Origin of the sequence: Myxococcus vastator, from assembly GCF_010894475.1 — a bacterium.
Lineage (GTDB): Bacteria > Myxococcota > Myxococcia > Myxococcales > Myxococcaceae > Myxococcus > Myxococcus vastator.
Map to the genome: position 1 here is coordinate 1 of NZ_JAAIYB010000516.1, position 5,582 is coordinate 5,582.

Sequence of the window (5,582 nt, forward strand, 5' to 3'; positions counted from 1 at the left end):
ACTCGAGGAGGTGGACGTCGAAGGCGAGGGAGGCGGCGGCGAGGGTGCAGTCGCCGGGGCGAGAGGGGTAGAGGGAGTCGGCGGCGTCGAAGAGGTGAGAGAGGTTGCGGTGAGAGACTTCGACGGCCTTGGGGTGGCCGGTGGTGCCGGAGGTGAAGAGGACGAGGGCGAGGTGGTGAGGCGAGGCCGGGCGAAGCGGCGCGGAGTCGAGGCCGTAGGCGTCGGACGCAAGGCGCTGCGCCTGCGGAGTGGCGGCGGAGTCGGTGCCGAGAGCGTCCGGCGAGACGAGGCGCGCGGCAGACAGGGGCTGGGAGAAGAGGCCGTGCGAAGCGACGACGAGGCGTGCCCCCGCCTGCTGAATGAGAGAAGCCCTGCGCGCCTCGGGGTGTGAAGGCTCCAGGGGGAGGTAGGCGGCGCCCGCCTTGAGGACGGCGAGAAGCGAGACGAGGAGCGAAGCGGAGCGCTCGACGCAGACGGCGACGACGGACTCGGGCCCGGCGCCAAGGGCGGCGAGGTGGCCCGCGAGGGCGGAGGCGCGAGCGTCGAGCTGCTGGTAGGTGAGGGCCACGTCGGAGTCAGCGACGAGCAACGCGGTGGCCTCAGGCGTCCGCGCCACCTGGGCGTCCCAGAGGGAGACGAAGGTGGCGAGGGAGTCGAAGGCCCGCTCGGTGGCATTGAAGCCGTGCAGCACCTGCTGGCGCTCCTCGGCGGAGAGCAGCGAGTGCGAAGCCAAGGGCGCCAGAGGCGCGGCGAGCGCGCTTTCGAGCAGCCGCAGGTAGTGCCCCAGCATCCGCTCCACGCTGCCCGCTTCGTACAAGTCACTGCTGTACTCCGCGGCGAGCTCAAAGCCCTGCGAGTCCTCGCGCACCATCAGCGCGAGATCCAGCTTCGCGCTGGAAGACAGAACGGAAAGCGGACGAGCGGAAATGTCCCCAAGGTGAAGCGGAGCGCCCGCGCGATTCCAGACGAAGGCGACCTGGACGAGCGGCGCGTGGCTGGGGCTGCGCTGAACGCCGAGGGCGTGGACGACGCGCTCGAAGGGAGCGTCCTGGTGAGAGAAGGCGTCGAGCGCCGTCGCGCGCGTGCGTGAGAGGAGGGCGGAGAAGGAGTCGTCGGAGAGGAAGCGGGTGCGAAGGACGACGGTGTTGACGAAGAGCCCGACGACGTCCTCGGTAGCAGGATGCGTGCGCCCGGAGACAGGGACGCCAACGCAGACATCCTCCTGTCCGGAGTAGCGGTGCAGCAGTCCGGCGAAGGCGGCCTGGAGCGCCATGAAAGGCGTCACCCCGTGCTCGCGGCAGAAGGCGCGCAGCGTTCCATCCAGCTCGGCCGGAAGACGGAGACCCGAAACGAGTCCACCCTTGCCCGTGAGCGCGGCGGGACGCGGTGTGTCCGTGGGAAGCTGAAGCAGCCGCGGCGCATCGGCGAGCTGGCGCATCCAGTACGTCAGGTGTGCATCTTCATGCGCGCGCAGTGGCTCGGTGCGCTGCCAGGTGGCGACGTCCGCGTTGTCCAGTGCGACGCGTGGAGCCGCGGGAGCCCCTCCCTGGAGGAAGGACGGGTACGCCTCCGCCAGTTCGTTCAGCAGCAGGGAAAGGCTGTGCCCATCAATCAGCAGGTGGTGGAAGACGAGCAACAGGACGTGATGCTCAGCGGAGCACCGCCACAGGTGGAAGCGGAACAGCGGCCCCTCGTCCATGGAGAACGGGCGCTCGGCCTCCTGCTGCAAGCACTGTTCGAGTGCCTCCGGCGCGAGCTCCAGCGTCTTCACCTCCAGCACGCGCTCCGGAACGGTGATGAGCCTCGGCGCAGGGTTCCCGTCGGAAGAGGCGGGCACGACCAGCCGCAACACGGCATGCCGTGAGACCAACCAGTGGAGCGAAGCTTCCAGCGCCGCGACGTCCAGAGCCCCTCTGAGTTCCAGGGCCTCGGGCAGGTGATAGGCGCTGGAATCGGGCTGCAACCGGTGCAGGAGCCACATCCGCTCCTGCGAGGACGAGAGCACCGCACGCTCGCCATTTAGACGACGCTCGGGCGCCGGCAACGCGAGCCCCGTGGTGTCCTGGACCCGAGCCAGCTCCCGCGCGAGCCCGGCCACGCTCGGCGATGCGAACAGGGCCGTGAGTGGCAGCACCGCGCCGAAGGACTGCCGGACCCGGGCCATCAGCCGCGTGGCGCTGAGCGAATGTCCTCCCAGGCTGAAGAAGTCATCGTCTCGGGCGACCGACGTGACACCGAGCACCTGGCAGAACACCTGCGCCAGCAGCTCTTCCACCGGGCCCCGCGGAGGCTCACCGCCAGGCGCTGACTCCACCGTGCGCGAGGCCAGCGCCGCCAGGGCTCCACGGTCCACCTTGCCACTGGGGGTGGTGGGGAGTGCCTCCACCGCGAGGATGGCGGAGGGCACCATGTGCGCCGGCAGCAGTTGCTTCAGGTGCGCCCGAAGGGACGCCAGTTCTTGCGTGGAGGCGTGAACGGACTGGGGCACCACGTAGGCGACCAGTCGCGAGTCCCCCGGGGCCTCCTCCCGTACCAGGGCCACCGCGGCGCGCACGCCGGGGGCTGAGAGGAGTGCTGTTTCCACCTCCGCCAGCTCGATGCGGAAGCCCCGCACCTTCACCTGCGTGTCGATGCGGCCCAGGTACTCCAGCGTTCCATGGGCCAGCCACCGGACCTGGTCACCCGTGCGGTAGAGCCGCTCGCCGGGCGTGGTGCCGAAGGGGTTGGGAATGAAGCGCTCGGCGGTGAGTGCCGGCTGGCCCAGGTAGCCACGCGCCAGGCTCGCTCCCGCGATGTACAGCTCGCCCGGAAGGCCCAGCGGCACGGGTTCCAGGTGCGCATCGAGGACGTACATGCGCACGTTGGCGAACGGCCGTCCGATGGAGGGGCGCCCGGCGCCGATGGGATGCGCGGTGACGTCCACCGTGCACTCGGTGGGGCCGTACACGTTGAAGCAGGTGAGGCCCGGATGGCGGACGAGCCGCTCCCACAGCACCTCGTCCACGGCTTCGCCGCCCACGAGCACGCGCAGCGGGTGACGCCCACCCAGGCCCTCGTCCAGCAGCAGCCGCAGGTGCGAGGGGACGCAATCGAAGACGTCGACACGCTGTTCCTCCAGCCATGCGCACAGCTTCGAAACGTCGTCCCGGACGCCTTGCGGAACGACGCAGAGCGTGTGCCCGTCCGCCAGTTGCACCAGTTGCTGAACCGAGGCGTCGAACGAAATCGAAGCGTTGAGGCTGACGCGCAGCGGGCCTGTCGTACCGGCGTAGGCGGACTCCGCCAGCGCTGCCCGCAGGTTCATCATCGAACCGTGCTGCACCATGATGCCCTTGGGCTGGCCGGTGCTTCCGGAGGTGTAGATGACGTAGGCCAGCTGCTCCGGCACGGTGACGCGAGGCGGGTGGGTGTCACCCCGCGCTGGCAGGTCCGCCATGGCGTCCACGCACAGGGTGGGGACGCCGAGTGGCTCGACGGACGCGAGCAGCGAGGATTGCGTCAGCGCAAGCTGGACTCCGCTGTCCTGGAGCACGCGCGCGATTCGTTCGCGCGGATAGGCCGCGTCCACGGGAACATAGGCCCCACCTGCTTTCAGGATGCCGAGCACGCCCGTGGCCAGGTCCACCCCGCGCTCCAGGATGAGGGCCACACGGACTTCGGGAGCGACGCCGCGGGCTCGCAGGGCCCAGGCCACCTGGTTTGCTCGGCGATTGAGCGCGTCATAGGTGAGCGCCTGCCGGCCATCGACGACGGCCAGCGCGTCCGGTGTCCGGGCGGCCCACGTCTCGAAGCGCTCGTGCAAAGCGCCTTCCCACGCAAACCCCCGCTGCGTGTCGTTCCAGTTCCGCAGCAACTGCTCGCGCTCGCTGTCGAGCGCCATGCGCAGGCTGTCCAGCCGAGAGGACGGCGACTGGAGCGCATGTTCGAGCAGGCGCGCGTAATGGCGTTGCATGCGCTCGACGGTGTCGGCCTCGAACAGGTCGGTGCTGTAGCTGGCGGCGAGTGAGAACCCCTCCGGCGCCTCGGTCAGCACGACCGACAGGTCGAACTGGCTCGTGGACAGCTCCGGCCACAGGGCGCGTCCGTGGAGTCCAGGCAGTGCTTCCGCCAGGCCGTGTCCGGCGCGAATCAACCCGAACATCACCTGGAAGAGCGGGGAGTGGCGCGGACTGCGCTGCACCTCCAGGGACTGCACCACTCGCTCGAAAGGGGCGTCCTGGTGGGCGATGCTTTCGAGCACGGTGGTCCGGACCCGCGCGAGCAGGGACGCGAAGGAGTCCTCCGGCTGAGCGTGCGTGCGCAGCACCACCGTGTTGACGAAGAGGCCGACGACGTCCTCGGTGGCCGGGTGGGTACGCCCCGCCATCGGGGTTCCCACACAGACTTCGGGCTGGCCCGAGTAACGGTGGAGCAGCGCCGCGAAGGCCGCGTAGAGCACCATGAACGGTGTCACGCCTTGCTGGCGGCAGAAGTCGTGAAGGGCCGCCGACAGCTCGGGTGCCAGGGGCCGCTGCGCGGTCACTCGTCCCTGGCTCGACAGCACGGAGGGGCGAGGCTTGTCCGTGGGAAGCGAGAGCAGCCGTGGCGCATCCGCGAGCTGGCGGGTCCAGTAGGCAAGCTGCGCATCTTCGTGCGCGCGCACGGCCTCGGTTCGTTGCCAGACGGCGACATCTGCCCAGTCCAACGTCACGGGCGGCAGCGCGGGAGACGCACCTTGTTGGAAGGAGCGGTAGGCCTCACCCAGCTCACGCACCAGCACGGAGAGGGCCAGCTCATCCACCAGCAGGTGATGGAACACGAGCAGCAGCGCGTGCCGCTCAGGGGAGAGCCGCCACAGGTGGAAGCGGTAGAGCGGGCCCTCCGCCATGGAGAAGACGCGCTCGGCTTCGAGGTGCAGCCGCTCCTCCAGCGTATGCGGCGCGTCGGAGAGCGACTCCACGGTCAGGACGCGTGCCGGGACGTCGAGGAGGAAGGGAGCAGGGCGCCCTTCGTCAGAGGGGACGGCGAGCCGGAGGACGGCATGGCGAGAGAGGAGCCAGCGGAGTGCGGACTCGAGGGCCGAGACGTCGAGAGGGCCGTGAAGGAGAGCGGCCTCGGGGATGTGGTAGGCGGAAGAGTGGGGCTGGAGCTGCTGGATGAACCACAAGCGCTCCTGCGTGGAGGAGAGCACCGGCGCGGCCTCGGCCCTGGGGGTGGGGGCGGGCAGGAGCGACTTGCCGGTGCCGGCCAACCCTTCGACTACGTGGGCGAGAGAAGCGACGGAGGGAGCGGAGAAGAAGGAGGAGAGGGGAAGGTCGACGCGGAGAGAAGAGCGGATGCGGGCGACGAGGCGAGTGGCGCTGAGGGAGTGGCCACCGAGGGAGAAGAAGTCGTCGTGGCGTGAGAGGGAGGCGAGGCCGAGGACCTGGCAGAAGAGCTGTGCGAGGGCGACTTCGAGAGGGCCGGTGGGCGCTTCGAAGGGCGCGTCGGAGGAAGAGGCGGGGAGAGGAAGAGAGGCGAGGGCGCGACGGTCGACCTTGCCGTTGGTGGTGGTGGGAAGTGCGGGAAGGGCGAGGAGGGGAGAGGGGAGGAGCGCCTCGGGG

At 69.8% G+C, this 5,582-nt stretch carries 1 protein-coding gene; it reads right to left on the reverse strand.

Annotated features, from left to right (window positions below):
- The coding region (locus tag G4D87_RS32830; RefSeq protein ID WP_163786631.1) for a non-ribosomal peptide synthetase at window positions 1–5,582 on the reverse strand (5,582 nt) is incomplete at both ends.